Below are 14944 nucleotides of genomic sequence, written 5' to 3' on the forward strand. Positions count from 1 at the left end.
CCTTCTCCCCGCCCGCGGGGAGAAGGTGCCCGGCAGGGCGGATGAGGGGCGTTTGCCGGAGGCGCGCCCCCGTCAGGCCTCCAGAAGCGCCTGCATCTGCCGCAGGTGCTCGATGGTCAGCGGTTTTTCCAGGTAGCTCCTGACGAAGGGATAGCGCAGCGCCCGCTCGCGGTCGGAGCCGAGTTGCGAACTCGTCAGCATGGCGACGACGGGGGCATGGTGGGCGAATGTGCTGGCATAGTGTTCCAGGAACTCGAAGCCGTTCATGATCGGCATGTTGATGTCGAGGATGATCGCGTCCGGGGTCTCGGTCTTGAGGATCGCCAGCGCCTCGGTGCCGTCCTGCGCCTTCAGGATGGCGATGGCGGGATCGAACTTGCGGATCGTGTATTCGCAGATGAACTGGTCGTTCTCGTCGTCATCGACCACCAGTATGGTGTTCAGCTTCATGCTCGCCCCCGTTTGGCAGCTCGACGATGAAGCGGCTGCCCTTGTCCCTGGCCTCGAAGGTGACCGATCCGCCGAGCGATTCGGCGCTCTTCTTCAGAATGTAGAGGCCGAGCCCGCTGCCGAAGGACCGGCTCGGGTGCAGGCGCTTGAACATGCGGAACAGAAGCGGGCGCTTCTCCTCCGGCACGCCGAGCCCGTTGTCCTCCACCACGAGACGGATCCTCCCGTCATGCTCCTCGATATGCACGTCGACCCGTGGATCCGTCTCCCCGGGATCATGGTACTTGATCGCGTTGGACAGGAGGTTGCCGACGATGACCTCGAATTTCGATGGCTTGGTCGAGATTGTCAATTGCGGCGGGATATGGTTGGCGATCCGCACGCGCCCGTCCTCTTCCAGCGTCGACAGGGTGTCGGCCTGGCTCTGCACCACGTCGAAGGGGGAGATCCGGCGGTCCTCCTCCTCCAGCAGCCGGTCGCGCGTCAGCACGATGATGTTCTGGATCAGGTGGTCGAGCCGGGTGAAGTTGCGCTCCATCCGCTCCAGCGTGCCCGACAGTGCGTCGTGGTCACCGTTTTCCAGAAGCTCGCGCGAAATGTTGAGCAGGCCGATCGAGGAGGCGATCGGCGAGCGCAGGTCATGCGAGGTGCGGTAGGCGAATTCCTCCAGCTCCGCATTGGCCGCCAGAAGCTGCCGTTCGAAGTGCTTGCGCTCGGAGATGTCGCGGATGATGGCGGTGTGGACGGTTCCCTCGGCAAGCTCGACCCTGGCCACGGAGAGCTCGACGGGGACGATGCGCCCGTCCTTGCGCCGTGCGTCCGTCTCGCCGCTGGCGACCACGTATCCGGCCCCGCTATGGCCGCCTCCGGTCATCTCTGCCCCGTCGCCGGGCGGCCCGGGCAGGAGCATCCTGACCGGCTTGCCGACGACGTCTTCCGGCGCATGGCCGAAGATGCGCTCGCAGGCGGGATTTGCCGAAAGGATGGTGCCGTTCGCGTCGACGGTCAGGATGCCGTCGACGGCCGCGTTGATGATCGCCGCAAGCCGCCCCTGGCTCTCGCTGAGATGGGTGGCGCTGCGGCGGTAGCGGCGCGAACTCCAGTAGGAATAGGCCAGCAGCCCCGCATAGATCAGCCCGGACAGGAGGATGAGGTCGAGCAGCGTGGCCGCCGTCGAGGAAATCCCGTCGCGATCGATCGCAAACGGCAGCCTTTTCGCCTGTTCGCTGACCTTCAGATAGGCGAGCGTCAAAAGGATCAGGTAGGTCGCGACCCCGAGCGAGGCGGCGATCGCCAGCCGGTGATAGCCGGCCGTCCGCGCGCCGATGAAGAGGATGCCGACCCCCAGCGCCAGGAAGCAGGTGGCGCTCTGCACCGACATCCGCGTATAGGCGACCCAGTCGTGGGCGGCGTCGAAATCGATCAGGTAGCCGATCAGCGCGGTGGCGGCGATCGCCACGGCCGCATAGCTGCAGGCGATCTGCACGATGTCGCTTTCGCCGCGCAGCGCGCGGCGGATGACGGCGAGGCTGATGAGGATGAAGCAGAGCGCGGTGTTCGGCGCGATCCGCCCGGGCAGGCTCGTGCCGATGTCGGTGAACGGCCTGTAGAGCGCCTGGTCGATGCCGAGGTCGACGGCGAAGACGTGCTGCGCCAGCGCGACCACGCCGTAGCCGAGCACCGCGAGCGCGCCGATGGCCGGCAGCGCGCGATGGCCGGAAAGCGCCAGGAGAAAGGCCGCGCCGAGCACCGTGAACGCCAGCGCCGCATTGAACTTCATGCCGAAGATCTCGGGATGGCGGGCGGCGAGTTCCGCAGGCTCCGCCAGCCAGAAGACGATCATGCCGAGGCCGACGACGATGCACCACAGCCCCGCCGACAGGCCGGTCAGACGCCATTGCTGGTCATCGTGCTGCATTCGGCCTCCATCGTCGGTGACGAACGGCAATATAGGGCGGGCGCCAGCCGGAGCCAGCCTATTTTCCCGGCGAGCCTTCCGGCATGCCTTCCGCCGGGCCGCCGGCCGGATCGGGGTCGTGGCCGGCGCGCAGATTGTCGGCCAGCGCCTGCAGCCCGGCGCCGAGGGCGCCCAGCTCTTCCGCCGTGCAGCCGGAGGCCTTGCCGATCTCCATCAGGATCCCGCGGGCCGCCTCCTTCATCTGCCGGCCCTTGCCGGTCAGCGTGATCAGCACCTGCCGCTCGTCGGCGCGGTCGCGCTTGCGGGCGACGTAACCGCTCGCCTCCAGCCGCTTCAGGAGCGGCGAGAGCGTGCCGGAATCGAGGTGAAGCGCTTCGCCCAGCGCCTTGACGGTCTTCGCGTCGTCTTGCCAGAGCGACAGCAGCACCAGATACTGCGGATAGGTCAGGCCGTGCGGCTCGAGCAGCGGCTTGTAGGTGCGGTTGAACGCATGCGCCGCCGAGTAGATGGCGAAACAGAGCTGGCGGTCGAGCGCCAGCATGGCGTCGTCGATCCGCATTGCGCCGTCGCCCGGCATCGCCTTATTGCTCTGAATGTCCGCGATCGCGTGTTCCTTGGCCATGCCGTATTGTCGCAGGTGTCTCCCTGAAATGCAATGCGCAAAATTATATTGCGCGCAATTTGATTTTGCGCTATACAATAGTCATCGACAACCAAAGGAGACCCGACATGCCCATTCTCTACACCACCAAGGCATCTGCCACCGGCGGCCGTGCGGGCCACGGCGCCACCGAAGACGGCGTGCTCGACGTGACGCTGACCGTGCCGAAGGAACTCGGCGGCGACGGCGCCCGCGGCACCAATCCCGAACAGCTCTTCGCCACCGGCTATTCCGCCTGCTTCCTCGGCGCGCTGAAGTTCGTCGCCGGCAAGGAGAAGGTAAAGATCCCCGATGAAGCCAGGGTGACGGCCACCGTCGGCATCGGCCCGCGCGAAGACGGCGGCGGCTTCGGCATCGAGGCCGCCCTGCAGGTCTCCGTCCCCGGCGTCGACAAGGCCGTGGTCGAGGACCTGGTCAGCAAGGCCCACGTCGTCTGCCCCTACAGCCACGCCACCCGCGGCAACCTCGACGTCAAGACGACGGTCGTCTGATAGCGGTCGACATAACTTGGTCGATGCGGCCCGGCGAACTGCTTCGCCGGGCCTTTTTCATCAGGCTTCGGATAGATTGCGCCGGCTCATCGGGATGCCAAAGCCGGTTGGCACCGGCAAGCCTTCGCCAAGGGCGGCCCGAAGCTCGCCGGTCACGAACTCGTTCGGCTTGTTGCTGCGGAACGCCAGGCGCCAGCCGGCTGTCCAGTTGGCTGCTGCAGTGGTGCGGGGCAAGCGCCTGCCGGGGTAGTTCTCTGCGCTGCGTGTTTCTTCCGTCATGGCGAATGTCCTCCGCTCGTTTGGCACCGCGTGGGGCGGGCCTGCCGGTCCCGATTCAGGCAAGGGTGGTTTCCACGTCGATGTTGCCGCGGGTTGCCTTGGAATAGGGGCAGATTTCGTGGGCAGCATGGATCAGTTCATGTGCGATGTCTCGGTCGATGCCCGGCAAACTGACGTTGAAGCGTGCCCGGAGGAAGTAGGAACCCTCATTGACGTTCAGGTCTATCTCGGCGTCGACGGCGGGGCCGTTCGGGAGCTTGACCTTGCGCTGGGCGGCGGCAAGTTCGATTGCGCCGATGTAGCAGGCCGACCATGCAGCGCCGAAGAGGTTTTCGGCGGCCGGGTGAGGCTGCGACAGGCGAAGGTCCAGCATTCCGTCGCTGCTTCGGGTGCCGCCGTCACGGCCGCCGGTGTTGTGGGTCTTGCCGCTGAATACGAGCTTCTCAGTCATGTTTCATATCCCTTGATGGTGTTGATCGTGTCCGATCTAATCGGATGCGATGTGTATAGATTCATTTAATGCCCTTGTCAACCATATTGCGATTTAATCGGATACGATTAATATGGGTACCAGAAACCGGATGGAGATGTTCATGCCCATTGTTCAGACCAGGACCATAGAGGATGCGCCCGCGCAGACGGGCAGCAGCGGAAGAAAGCTCGCGAATTTCATGTGCTTCGCCATCTACTCGGCCAATCTCGCCTTCGGGCGGGCGTACAAGCCGATCCTGGACAGGCTTGGCCTGACGTACACGCAATATATTACTCTCGTGGCGCTCTCCGAGGCGGACGAGCAGACCGTTCGTGCGCTCGGCGAGAAGTTGTTCCTGGAGTCGAACACCCTGACGCCGATCCTCAAGAAGCTTGAGGCCGAAGGCTACCTGCATCGCAGGCGCGATCCCGCCGACGAGAGGCAGGTGCGGGTGAGCCTTACCCCTGCCGGGCGTGACCTTGTAGAACTGGAACCGGGTTCAGTGCTGATGGAGGCCACCGGGCTGGGCGACGAGTTTCCAGTGGTGCAGGAATCTGTTGTGAAGTTGCGGGACAACCTGTTGCGCGCGACGCATGCCGATGATGCAGAGAAATGAACCGCCACCTGAAGGCAGGTCATCACCCCAAAGCAATTCCAGCAAAAGTGGGAACAGGTTTTGCGTCTGGAATTGCGTAGAACCAAGAAGATAGAGCATAGTCGGCGATTCAATAATCGCCGACTATGCTCTAGGCGCAAGCGGCCACATCCAAGCCATGCAGCGGCAAGAAGGTAAGCGGCCTGGTCCGCTCACCTCCGCCATCGATCAGTTCGCCCTGGCCTCTGCAAAGAAGCGTTCCGCATCCTCCACCTCGACCAGTTTCCGCTTCTCGATCAGCCAGAAGCGGTTGGCGACCGTGCGGACGAAGCTTCGGTCGTGCGAGACGAACAGGCAGGTCGCCTGGAGCGCCATCAGTTCCTGCTCCAGCGCCTCCTGCCCCTCGATGTCGAGATGGTTGGTCGGCTCGTCGAGCAGGTAGAAGTTGGGCTCGGTCAGCCGCAGCACCAGCATGCCGAGCCGCGCCTTCTGCCCGCCGGAAAGGCGGCCGAGCGGCTGGCCCTGCTTCTCGATGGCGATGCCGGCGCCGGCCAGCAGCGAACGCGCCCTCGGCTCGCCAAGGGCGAAGCGGCGGGTGAGCGCTGCAAGCGGCGTGTCCGTATCGGCAAGGTCGGCGAGCGCCTGGTCGGCATGGCCCAGCACCAGCGACGGCGTCGCCTTGATGCCGGAGACGGCGGCCCCCTCGATCGCGGCCTTCAGCGCCATAACGAGCCGCGTCTTGCCGGCGCCGTTGAGGCCCAGAAGCACGATCCGGTCGCCCTGGCAGATGAACTGCCGGCCGGTGCGAAAGAGGGCCGTGCCGTCGGGCGTGGCGATCGTCGCATCCTCCAGCGTCACCAGCACCCTGGCATGGGTGCCCCGGCTGGAAAGCCGGATCGCCCCGGCGGAGCGCTCGAGATGGGCGGGCTTTGCCGCGTCCTCCAGCTTCTCCGCCCGCTGCTTCAGCTGCTTCGTCTTGACCACCAGCAGGTCGGAACCGGAATTGATGCCGATATTGTTCAGCTTCTCCGCCTGCTGGCGCAACTGCGCCGCCTGCTTCATGTCGCGCTGGTAGCGCCGGGCGTCCGCCGCATCCGCCTCGTCCAGCGCCGCCCGCGCCCGGCCATAGGGCAGGGCGAAGGCGGCCGAATTCTCCGGCCGCAGGAACAGCGTGCGGCTCGTCGTGGCGTCGAGGAAGGCGCGGTCGTGGCTGGCGACGATCACCGCCGTGCCGCGCGGCAGCCCGTTCACGAAGCCCTCCAGTTGCAGGATGCGGGAGAGGTCGAGATGGTTGGTCGGCTCGTCGAGAAGCAGCACGTCCGGTTCGCGGATCCATGTGCGGGCGAGAAGGGCGAGCCGCTGCCAGCCGCCGCTGAGCTGCGACAGCGGCCGCGTGCGCAGCGCCTCCGGCACCGCCAGCATCTCCATGACGACGTCGACGCGCCAGCGCTCGTCCTCCGCCTGCTCCGGCGAAAGTGCTGCGAGCACGGCGTCCTGCAGGCTCGCCTCCATGAGGGCAGGGGGCACGCCCTGCTCGACATGGCCAACAGTCAGCCCGCGCGCGCGGGTGACCTCGCCCTCTCCGGGTTCGAGGCTGCCGGCGATCAGCCGCAGCAGGGTGGATTTGCCCCGGCCGTTGGCGGCGACGAGGCCGATCCGGTCGGAGGCGTTGACGGAGAGGTTCAGGCCGGAAAAGAGCGGCATGCCCAGCGTGACGCCGAGATTGCGAAGCGTGATGAGCGACATTGTCGGTCCCTGGTCGAATTTTCCGGGCAGTCGCGGCATCGCGGGCATCAGCCATCGTCGAATGCAAGCGCGTTCAGGCTCGGAAGCGTTGGAATTGGCGCAGCATCTCGCAAGGATGCGCGCTGCCACCAGGGGCAGACCAGAAGGGGTTCGTCGAGAAACGGTCTCTGGTCAGCCCTGCAAACGCATCTGCAGGGCACGATCGGGACCATGCGAGAGATTGGGCAGGAAATCGAATCTCACGTCCGCCCTCCTTTCGCAGCATCAGTTGAGGCCGGCTGGATAGCACCGATCGCGGGAATTTTCAACTCCACGCATGGGGCGCTAGCGCTACCACCAGCCGAGCGAGACGCCAAATGGATGCAGACCGGATGCAACGGCACCAGCCGTCGCAAGAGTTGCCAACAGGATCTGGTAGAATTCCAGTTTTAGTCGCTTTTCTAGAATTACGGTCTTCTCTCGCCAGTACAATTGACCGTGGTCGTCTATTTGAAAGCCGTCCAATTCATCGATGCTTATTGGTCTCAAGGCCACTGCGTTCTCCACATTGCATTGGGCAGCCGAAGCGCCGGGTACTCAGGATACGCCTTCCGTCACCGCTGCAGGAAGCGGACCGACCAGCGGCGGGGAATGAGGATCGAGGCGGCGGTGACCAGGGCGGCGACGATGAAGGGCGCCCAGACGGCCGCGCCGGCCGCATTGCGCTGCAGGCTCGCGCCCGCGATCGCACCGGCCAGCATGCCGGTCCACGGCACGATCTGGACCAGCCATTTCCGGTCACGCACGCCCAGAATGAAGCGCCCGAGCCCCCGGCCGAAGCGGGAGAGCGCGCCGGTGACATAGGTCAGCCCGATCGGCAGGCCCTCGATCTGCTCGACGGCGGCATTGATCGTGCCCATGGCGAAGATCAGAAGCAGGAAGCGCACCTCCCGCGGTTCCGGCACCAGGGCCGAGGCGGCGAGAAGGGCGGTGACGCAGAGGAGGACGCCGGAGGGCCGCGAGCGGGCGGCGACGACCACCCCGCAGGTGTTGCCGAGCACGAAGGCCACAAGCCCGGTCAGAAGCAGGATCGCCCGCTCCACGTCGCTTTCGGCGAGCGCCACCGCCGCGCGCGTGGTGTTGCCGCTCATGAAGGAGACGAACTCGCCGACCGCCATCAGCCCGATCGCATCGGTCATGCCGGCGAGGAAGGAGATGGCCGCGACGAGCGCGAGCCCGACAGAACTTCGCTGGCGCCTGATCAGGCGCCGCCGCCTTGCGACCGACATGGGAGACGTGATTCCAGATTGCGACGGACCGAGCTAATCAGAGGTTGCGCGGCCTGGCAAGACGGGCGCGGTCGTCCGGTGATTTGCAGGCTCCGGCGGCGTGCCGATCGTCACGCGTACTGGGGGAACCCGATCGTCACCCGCACCGCCGAACCCGTTCACCGGCGTCGCATCACCCCACCCCGGAGCTTCGTTCCGACCCTCCCCCTCAAGGGGAGGGTAAAGGCCCAGGCGTCGCGTCATCCACCCACCTCCCCCTTGAGGGGGGAGGTCGCCGCGCAGCGGCGGGTGGGGGTGACCCCTGGGGCGGTGCGGCTGGCACTGTGATCTGCGGTTTCGCGACAGTCACCATTTGCCGGCGGTGCGGCTGGCCCCGTCGTCGGCAATATGTCGCGCCCGATCGCCGTTCGCCAATCGCCGCCGCCGAACCCGTTCGCCGGCATCGCATCACCCCACCCCGGAGCTTCGCTCCGACCCTCCCCCTCAAGGGGAGGGTAGAGGCCCCGGCGTCACGTCATCCGCCCACCTCCCCCTTGAGGGGGGAGGTCGCCGCGCAGCGGCGGGTGGGGGTGATCCTGCGACGGCGTGTCTGGCGCTGTGCCCCGCGATTTCGCGCTGGAGCCGCGGTCGCAGGATGCGGGGAGGCCGGATCGGCCTACCGCCGCAGGCTTCCCAGGATCCCCCGCACGATCGCGCGCCCGAGAGAATTGGCGACGCTGCGGGCTGCGGATTTCATCGCCGCTTCCACCACCGTCTCGCGCTGGTAGCCGGAGCGCGCCTTGGTCTTTCCGGTCGTCGAGGCCTGGGTCGGCTCGTCGCCGAATCCCGGCAGCGTCCAGCGGCCGCCGTTCTCCCCTTCCGGTTCCGGCGCCTGCTCGGCCTGTTGCTCGGCCTGCTGCGCCTCCTCCAGCTTCTTCGCCCGTCCTGCCAGCATCTCGTAGGCCGATTCCCGGTCGAAATCCTCGTCGTAGAGGCCGGCGACGGGGCTGACTTTCATCACATTTGCCCGCTCGGCATCGGTGAGCGGGCCGACGCGCGAGGCCGGCGGGCGAACCAGCGTGCGCTCCACCATCGAGGGGATGCCCTTGCCCTCCAGCGTCGAGATCAGCGCCTCGCCGGTGCCGAGTTCGGTGATCACGGTGGCGCAGTCGAAATCGGGATTGGGGCGGAAGGTGTCGGCCGCCGTCTTCACCGCCTTCTGCTCGCGCGGCGTATAGGCGCGCAGCGCGTGCTGCACGCGGTTGCCGAGCTGGGCGAGCACGGTCTCGGGCACGTCCAGCGGGTTCTGCGTGACGAAATAGACGCCCACGCCCTTGGAGCGGATCAGGCGGACCACCTGCTCGACGCGCTCGATCAGCACCTTCGGAGCGTCCTTGAACAGAAGGTGCGCCTCGTCGAAGAAGAAGACGAGCTTCGGCTTGTCCGGGTCGCCCACTTCCGGCAGTTCCTCGAACAGTTCGGAGAGCAGCCACAGCAGGAAGGTGCCGTAGAGGCGCGGGTTCATCATCAGCTTGTCGGCGGCCAGCACCGAGATCGCGCCGCGCCCGTCATTGGTGGTGCGCATGATGTCGGAGATCTTCAGCGCCGGTTCGCCGAAGAAGTGCTCGGCGCCCTGCTGTTCGAGGATCAGGAGTTCGCGCTGGATCGAGCCGACCGAGGCCTTGGAGATGAAGCCGAACTTGTTGGAAAGCTCGGTGGCATTCTCGCCCATATAGTTCAGGAGCGCCTGCAGGTCCTTCAGGTCGAGCAGCGGCAGGCCGCCCTGGTCGGCGATCTTGAAGGCGATGTTGAGCACGCCTTCCTGCGCATCCGTGGCGTTCATCAGCCGCGACAGCAAAAGCGGCCCCATCTCCGTCATGGTGGTGCGGACGCGATGGCCCTTCTCGCCGTAGAGGTCCCAGAAGATCACCGGGAACTCCTGGAAGTCGTAGGGCTCGAGCCCGATCTCCTCGGCGCGCTTGAGCAGGAAGTCCTTGGCCTCGCCCATCGCGCCGATGCCGGAGAGGTCGCCCTTCACGTCGGCGCAGAACACCGGCACGCCGGCATTGGAAAAGCCTTCGGCGAGGATCTGCAGGGTGATCGTCTTGCCGGTGCCGGTGGCGCCGGTGACGAGCCCGTGGCGGTTGCCGAATTTCAGTTCGAGGTATTCGGGCTTGTTGATCGCATTGTCCGGCTTGCGGCTGGTGCCGATGTAGAGCTTGCCGTCCTGAAGTATCGTCTCGCTCACCGTGTCACTCCCTTGTCGTGCCGGGCGGGGCAGGGCGTGTTCCGCCGCGTCCCCGATTTCATCCCGAATTCATCATTGAATCGTATTTGCGACTTTATAAGGTGGATGCGGAACTTCAACACCTCTCGTAAGCCGCAGCGCCGTTGCGGATTGCCGTTGGACGGCGCTTGAGTTTGCTGCACGATTCCAATAACGTTGACGTTAACGTCAAAGAAAACATCGGAGGATTTCCATGAACGATCTCGTCAACCGCGTGGCGGAAAGCGTCGGCATCGACCCGGCCACGGCCGAAAAGGCGATCGGCATGATGCTGGGCTTCCTGCAGCGCGAGGCGGCGGAAGGGCCGGTGGCGCAGATGATCGAGGCCATTCCCGGCGCCTCCGATCTGGTCGCCCGCTACAACGGCGAGGGCGCCGGCGGCGGCGGCCTGCTCGGCGGGCTGATGAACGCCGTGGGCGGTGGCGGCGTCATGGCGCTCGGCCAGCAGCTGATGAGCGAGGGTCTCGGCATGGGCGAGATCACCGGGCTTGCCAAGGAGACGATCGCCGTCGCCCGCGAACATGCCGGTGACGACGTTGTCGACGCGGTCGTAGGCTCCGTCCCCGGCCTTGGCCAGTTCGTCTGAGCACGAAGACGGCGGAAGGCGCGCCCGCGCAGGGTCCGGTCGCTCTTTTCGGCCTTCCGGCGCTGCTCCGGGGCGGCGCCTGTTTCTTCCTGGAGATCGCCGTCGCCGAAATGCCGCCGGTGACGGCGACCGCCGCGCCGGGACGCGCCCGCTAGCCCCGAAATCAACCCTGAAATCAGGTCTGCCGCCGTCCCGAAAGGGCAAAGTATCCCGTGAAGACGGCAAGGGCCGCTCCCACCATCAGCGGGCCGGCATCGAGCCCGACCACGCCCATCACCAGCCCGGTGAGGCTGGAGCCGGCGCCGCTGCCGACCGCGTAGGTCAAGGCGTAGGCCGCACTTCCCGCCACCAGCATGCTGCCGCGGAAGCGCTCGCCGAGCATGGTCAGCGCGCAGGTATAGAGCGAGAAGCTGGCCGCCCCGATCAGGCCGAAGGCGACGAGGATCAGCGCCGGCCGGTCGAGGAAGGGGAGCGCGACATAGCCGGCCGCCGCGACCGCCGCCGTCCCGACCGCGACCGCGTGCCGGGAGAGCCGGTCCAGCGCATAGCCGATGAAGGGCTGCGCCAGCGCCGTCGGCAGCGCCAGCACGGTGACGCTCAGCGCCGCGAAGGCTTCCGAGTGCCCGCTCTTGACGAAATAGACCGGCATCGCCGAGATCGCCGCGATGTCGGCAAAGCCGAAGGCGAACACCATCAGCACCAGCATCGGCGCATGGCGGAAGAAGGAAAACACGTCCTTCGTCGACGACGGTTCCGGCACGGTGCGGGTCTGGACCATCAAAAGCCCGGTGGCGAACGCGACGAGCGCGAGATAGACCGCTGTCAGCGCGAAGCCGAAGCCGCCGGCGGTGCCGAACAGCGGGATCGCCAGCGGCCCGGCGGCAAAGCCGGCGCAGACGGCCGCACCATAGATCCCCGAGACGCGCCCGCGCAGCCGGTCGGGGCAGGCGACGTTCAGCCAGGCCTCGCTCAGCATGAAGATCAGGCTGGCGCAGAAGCCGAGCACGAAGCGGGCGAGAAACCACACCGGCATCGACGAGAAGGCGGCGAAGGTGGCGAGGCAGACCGAGCAGCCGACGAGGCCCGCGACGATCAGGTGCTGGGCACGGAAGCGCTGCGTCAGCCGCCCGATCATCAGCGTCGCCGCGGCGAGCCCGAGCGCGAAGCCGAAGGCGTTGACGCCGATCAGCGTCGGCGACACACCGCGCGCCTCCAGCACCAGCGAGATCAGCGGATAGGTGACGCCCTGCGCCACCGAAAAGGCGGTGACGCCGAGCACGACGGCGGCAATCGCCGGCCAGTCCGGCATCGCCTGTGCCGAAAGGTTCTCGTTGGTCTGCATGGAAATGTTCCCCGGGCGGCACCGTGACGGCCCGCAACCGTCATAGCCGAGGCCGCGACGGAAGGAAATGGGGCGCAGGAACCTCCCGTCTTCTCCCCGCCGGGGAGAAGGTGGCGCGGAGCGCCGGATGAGGGGAGCGGCACCCGCTGAGTTCGCGGCAGCCCCCTCATCGCCTCGCTATGCTCGGCACTTCTCCCCGGCGGGGAGAAGAGGGAGGGCGTGGCGGGCGCTCTTCCCCCGGACTGCGAGGAGAAGGGCCGATAGGCGGATGGGGGGCCGGATCGCCTCGGAAGGCGCACAGGAGGCGGCGTCTCGACAGGGACGTTCGGGAGTGCCGCAAGCTCCCCTCTTCTCCCCGCCGGGGAGAAGGTGGCGCGAAGCGCCGGATGAGGGGGGCGCCGCAACGTCGACTTGGGCGAATTGTGCGAGGGGCCGCCCCTCGCCCCAATGCTCTCCCCGCGGGCGGGGAGAGGGGGCGGGAACCGGTGCGGCATATGTCCTTCTCCCCGCTCGCGGGGAGAAGGTGCCGGCAGGCGGATGAGGGGCAGGCGAGGCCCGGCGCAAAGGAAAGCCCGCAGCCCCTCAGCGCCGGCCGGCACCTAGGCCCGGGCCGGATCGGCGCCGGCCTCGACGGAGCCCGCATGGCTGCGCCGGTCCAGCGCGCCGCTGACGAGCGTGAAGCCGAGGGCGGCGGCGACCAGGATGGCGCCGACCCAGGGTGTGGCGCCGAGGCCGAGCGGGGAGGCGACGACCAGCCCGCCGATCCAGGCGCCGGCCGCGATGCCGAGGTTGAAGGCGGCGATGTTCAGTGCCGAGGCGACGTCGACGGCGGCGGGGCGGTGACGCTTGGCGAGTTGCACCACGTAGAGCTGCAGGCCCGGCACGTTGGCGAACGACAGGAAGCCCAGCGCCGTCAGCGTGACGAGCGCCAGCACCGGTGACGGTGCCGTGAAGGTGAAGAGCACGAGCACGGCAGCCTGCGCTGCGAACAGCACCGTCAGCGCCTTGACCGGGTCGCGGTCGGCGATCCGTCCGCCGGCGATGTTGCCCGCGGCGATCGCAAGCCCGTAGAGCACCAGCACCAGGCTGACCGAGGAGGCCGAGAAGCCGGTGATCTCCTGCAAGACGGGAGCGAGATAGGTGAAGGTGACGAAGGTGCCGCCATAGCCGAGCGCCGTCATCGCGAAGACGAGCAGCAGCCGGCCGGAACCGAGCACGCGCACCTGCTCGGAAAGCTTCGCCGCCTTCTGGCGCTGCAGGTTGTTCGGCAGCAGTGCGGCGATGCCGGCAAAGGCGATGACGCCGAGGGCTGCGACCGCCCAGAAGGTGGCGCGCCAGCCGAAGGTCTGGCCGATCACCGTGCCGAGCGGCACACCGGTGACGATCGCGACCGTCAGCCCCATGAACATCATCGCGATCGCCGACGCCCGCCGGTCCTCGGGAACGAGTTCGGCCGCGATCGTCGCGCCGACGGAGAAGAAAACGCCATGGGCAAACGCCGACAGCACGCGGGCGACGAGCAGGATCTCGTAGGAGGGCGACAGCGCCGCCAGCGTGTTGCCGGCGACGAACAGGGCCATCAGGCCGAGCAGCAGCGGCTTGCGGGCCGCCCGGCCGGTCAGGGCCGTCAGCACCGGCGCGCCGAAGGTGACCCCCAGCGCATAGATGGAAACGATGAGGCCGGCGAGCGGCAGGGTGATGCCGAGGTCGGAGGCGACGGTCGGCAAGAGCCCGACGATGACGAATTCGGTGGTGCCGATCGCATAGGCCGCGATCGTCAGGGCAAAGAGCGCAAGGGGCATGGACTTCTCCTTCCGCAGCAGGCGCCGGGGCAGGGCCCGGGCCGGGCGGCAAAACGGGTGAACGGTTTGGTCGCCGCCAATATGGCCCGCGCGCCCTTGTTCGATAATCCGTGTGATGGGATAAGTATCTTTGAAGCCAATTCACAGGTGACCACCGCAATGGACAACCGCGCAGGCGAAATGGAAGTCTTCGTGACGGCCGTGGACATGAAGAGCTTTTCGGCCGCCGGCCGCAGGCTGGGCCTGTCTCCGTCCGCTGTCAGCAAGCTCGTCAGCCGGCTGGAGGACAGGCTGTCGACAAGGCTTCTGGTGCGCACCACCCGCAGGCTGGAGCCGACCCCGGAAGGCGAGGTCTATCTGGAGCGGGCGCGCCGGATCCTCTCGGAGATCGAGGAGACCGAGCAGGCGGTCGCCGACGGCGCCCGCGCCTCGCCGCGCGGCTCGATCCGCGTCAATGCCGCCGTCGCCATCGGCGAAAGCATCATCCTGCCACTGCTTCCCGATTTCCTGGCGCTCTATCCCGAGATCCGGATCGACCTGACCCTGACCGACAGCGTCATCGACGTGGTCGGCGAGCGCACCGACGTGGCGATCCGCACGGGCCCCTTGCGCGATTCGTCGCTGCTGGCGCGCAAGCTGATGGAGAGCACGCCGGTCGTCATGGCGGCACCTGCCTATCTCGAGCGCCACGGTATACCGGGGACGCCCGACGATCTCGCGACCCACAACTGCATCCGCTTCAACTTCCGCCGCAGCGTCGATGAGTGGTCGTTCCGGCTGCCGGACCGATCCTCGCCGGTCCTCCATACGGTGTCCGGCAACGTCATGGCCTCGAGCGGCTCCATCGTCCGCCAGCTCTGCCTCGACGGCGTCGGCATCGGTCGCGTCGGCCGCTTCCACGTCGAGCTGGATATCGCAGCCGGCCGGCTGGTGCCGCTGCTGGAGGAGTTCCATTCCGGCGAGATCGAGGCTGTCTACGCCGTTTTCGCCGGCCACGAACACCTCGCCGCCCGCATCCGCGCCTTCGTCGATTTCCTGTCGGCGCGGATTGGCGGCTGAGCGATGGGC

Annotated in this window: 14 protein-coding genes; 4 read left to right on the plus strand and 10 right to left on the minus strand. The window is 67.0% G+C overall.

The window, feature by feature from the left end:
- Positions 1-72: 72 nt before the first annotated feature.
- The 3 genes from LQK81_RS02330 to LQK81_RS02340 are packed head-to-tail and all read right to left on the minus strand — an operon-like array spanning position 73 to position 2945.
- Positions 73-450 (minus strand): response regulator, encoded by a 378-nt coding sequence (locus tag LQK81_RS02330; protein ID WP_230803057.1) that lies wholly within the window; start codon positions 448-450, stop codon positions 73-75.
- Positions 419-2368, minus strand: coding sequence for a sensor histidine kinase (locus LQK81_RS02335; RefSeq protein WP_230803058.1), 1950 nt, complete (start codon positions 2366-2368; stop codon positions 419-421). Before LQK81_RS02335 ends, LQK81_RS02330 begins: the two co-directional genes overlap by 32 nt.
- 58 nt (positions 2369-2426) lie before the next feature.
- Positions 2427-2945 (minus strand): MarR family winged helix-turn-helix transcriptional regulator, encoded by a 519-nt coding sequence (locus tag LQK81_RS02340; protein ID WP_230804383.1) that lies wholly within the window; start codon positions 2943-2945, stop codon positions 2427-2429.
- A 152-nt stretch (positions 2946-3097) separates the two neighbouring features.
- Between LQK81_RS02340 and LQK81_RS02345 the strand changes: the two genes are divergently transcribed.
- A complete protein-coding gene (locus LQK81_RS02345; RefSeq protein WP_230803059.1) occupies positions 3098-3520 on the plus strand; it encodes an organic hydroperoxide resistance protein in 423 nt (140 codons plus the stop codon).
- Between the two features lie 60 nt (positions 3521-3580).
- Here LQK81_RS02345 and LQK81_RS02350 read toward each other — a convergent pair whose 3' ends face one another.
- Positions 3581-3799: a hypothetical protein gene (locus tag LQK81_RS02350; protein ID WP_230803060.1), complete on the minus strand. Its 219-nt coding sequence runs from the start codon at positions 3797-3799 to the stop codon at positions 3581-3583.
- Positions 3800-3854: 55 nt separating this feature from the next.
- The gene (locus LQK81_RS02355) at positions 3855-4250 is read right to left on the minus strand and encodes an Ohr family peroxiredoxin (protein ID WP_230803061.1); all 396 of its coding nucleotides are present in this window, start codon (positions 4248-4250) and stop codon (positions 3855-3857) included.
- 142 nt (positions 4251-4392) lie between these two features.
- Here LQK81_RS02355 and LQK81_RS02360 point away from each other — a divergent pair, with 142 nt between their 5' ends.
- Positions 4393-4887: a MarR family winged helix-turn-helix transcriptional regulator gene (locus tag LQK81_RS02360; RefSeq protein ID WP_230803062.1), complete on the plus strand. Its 495-nt coding sequence runs from the start codon at positions 4393-4395 to the stop codon at positions 4885-4887.
- 207 nt (positions 4888-5094) lie between these two features.
- Here the strand turns inward: LQK81_RS02360 and LQK81_RS02365 are convergent, their stop codons facing one another.
- From LQK81_RS02365 to LQK81_RS02375, 3 genes are all read right to left on the minus strand, one after another.
- A complete protein-coding gene (locus LQK81_RS02365) occupies positions 5095-6612 on the minus strand; it encodes an ABC-F family ATP-binding cassette domain-containing protein (RefSeq protein WP_230803063.1) in 1518 nt (505 codons plus the stop codon).
- A gap of 593 nt (positions 6613-7205) precedes the next feature.
- The gene (locus tag LQK81_RS02370; RefSeq protein ID WP_230803064.1) at positions 7206-7880 is read right to left on the minus strand and encodes a YoaK family protein; all 675 of its coding nucleotides are present in this window, start codon (positions 7878-7880) and stop codon (positions 7206-7208) included.
- Positions 7881-8535: 655 nt separating this feature from the next.
- Positions 8536-10095 (minus strand): helicase HerA-like C-terminal domain-containing protein, encoded by a 1560-nt coding sequence (locus LQK81_RS02375; protein ID WP_230804386.1) that lies wholly within the window; start codon positions 10093-10095, stop codon positions 8536-8538.
- 244 nt (positions 10096-10339) lie between these two features.
- Between LQK81_RS02375 and LQK81_RS02380 the strand changes: the two genes are divergently transcribed.
- Positions 10340-10732, plus strand: coding sequence for a hypothetical protein (locus tag LQK81_RS02380; RefSeq protein ID WP_230803065.1), 393 nt, complete (start codon positions 10340-10342; stop codon positions 10730-10732).
- 175 nt (positions 10733-10907) lie between these two features.
- Here LQK81_RS02380 and LQK81_RS02385 read toward each other — a convergent pair whose 3' ends face one another.
- Entirely contained in the window at positions 10908-12074 is a 1167-nt protein-coding gene (locus LQK81_RS02385; protein ID WP_230803066.1) for an MFS transporter, read from the minus strand.
- A gap of 599 nt (positions 12075-12673) precedes the next feature.
- Positions 12674-13876, minus strand: coding sequence for an MFS transporter (locus LQK81_RS02390; RefSeq protein ID WP_230803067.1), 1203 nt, complete (start codon positions 13874-13876; stop codon positions 12674-12676).
- Between the two features lie 159 nt (positions 13877-14035).
- Between LQK81_RS02390 and LQK81_RS02395 the strand changes: the two genes are divergently transcribed.
- Positions 14036-14935 (plus strand): LysR family transcriptional regulator, encoded by a 900-nt coding sequence (locus LQK81_RS02395; RefSeq protein ID WP_230803068.1) that lies wholly within the window; start codon positions 14036-14038, stop codon positions 14933-14935.
- Positions 14936-14944: the final 9 nt, after the last annotated feature.

It is taken from the genome of Rhizobium sp. GN54 (assembly GCF_021026345.1).
Taxonomy (GTDB): domain Bacteria; phylum Pseudomonadota; class Alphaproteobacteria; order Rhizobiales; family Rhizobiaceae; genus Mycoplana.